The sequence below is a fragment of the Vibrio sp. S12_S33 genome (genome assembly GCF_963889785.1).
Taxonomy (GTDB): domain Bacteria; phylum Pseudomonadota; class Gammaproteobacteria; order Enterobacterales; family Vibrionaceae; genus Vibrio; species Vibrio aestuarianus.
Genome location: NZ_CAWPQZ010000191.1, coordinates 1 through 791, shown reverse-complemented (window position 1 = coordinate 791; position 791 = coordinate 1). Strand labels below are relative to the sequence as shown.

Here is a 791-nt window from a genome sequence, read left to right as displayed (position 1 = left end):
TTTAACAAACAATTTAAGAGGGATTCCCAACGCTTGGCATTTTTTCTTCTACTTCAATTTTAGTGTTTACGGTACAATGCTTTAAGTTGGGCGGTAGCGTTGCTCACCCCTTAATTGGGCGTTATGTGTTTGGTCAGTTTTTTAGGTCAAAGCTACGATTTCATTGAAAATTCGTTCCGTGTTTTCGGCAAGTTGGCTTGCTCGAAATGGATTCTTGAACAATCTGAGATTGATCATTTTCAAGGTTCTTGGGTTACCTCAATTAAGTTTTGGATCTGGTTTGTGTTGAGTTTCGTCAGTTTCAAATCGCTTAAATTGAAATGCTTTTTTGACTGATTCACTTGCTGAAGTTCAGCTCTGAAAATCTGGTGACGCAAAAAATTTAGCGGTTGCTGAAAAGGCGCTTTCTTTGTTGTCGATTCTGTAAGTGGCTCTCTTTGGCTAAGATCGCTGTGAAATTTAGGTTTTGGTAAGCATCGTTTTTGTACGTAACTTATTCAAATCTCTTCATTTCTACGGTGGCTTACTTTGAATTCACGGTAAAATTCACATAACAAGCAATTCAAGTGGATTCTCAACGCGTGGCAGTTTTACTATGCGTTGAGTAAAGTGTTTTACGGTGCAATGCAGCGGCTTGGCCAGTGCATTGTTCACCACTTAATTGGGCGTTATGTGTTTGATGAGTTTTTAAGGTCAAAGCTACGATTTCATTGATAATTCGTTCCGTGTTTTCGGCAGGTTGGTTTGGTCGAACTGGATTCTTGAACAACCTGAGATTGATCGTTTTTAAG

General features: G+C 39.1%; 1 protein-coding gene. It reads right to left on the bottom strand.

Annotated elements, in window-relative coordinates:
- Positions 1-574: 574 nt before the first annotated feature.
- Positions 575-791: hypothetical protein (locus tag AACW06_RS19800; protein WP_238336771.1), on the bottom strand; the 217-nt coding region annotated here is incomplete at its 5' end.